This window comes from Shewanella sp. S1-49-MNA-CIBAN-0167 (assembly GCF_040310145.1).
GTDB classification, from domain to species: domain Bacteria; phylum Pseudomonadota; class Gammaproteobacteria; order Enterobacterales; family Shewanellaceae; genus Shewanella; species Shewanella psychromarinicola.
Window position 1 is genome coordinate 1 of record NZ_JBEOPO010000542.1, and the last position, 229, is coordinate 229.

The window sequence follows — 229 nt, forward strand, 5'->3', positions numbered from 1 at the left end:
GGCTGCTAACTAAGCGTATATGAAATATAAAAAAATCATTATAACAATATCCCTACTCGCTACGGCAGTAGGGTTTTGGGTTTACACTTCTGAGTCGGCACTTGAGCCACCTCAGAGTGCGGCCGTTATCGAGCAAGATGATACAGCGCCAACCAAACCGAAAGTAGTAAAACACATGCAAACTAAAACGATGACCGTGGTTGAAAAGCTTCCACAGCCGATCAGTGAT

1 pseudogene is annotated in these 229 nt (G+C 44.1%); it reads left to right on the plus strand.

The annotated features are described in order from the left end of the window. Nucleotides 1-19: 19 nt before the first annotated feature. Nucleotides 20-229 (plus strand): annotated as a pseudogene (locus tag AAEZ00_RS22345) (hypothetical protein); the annotation flags it as partial.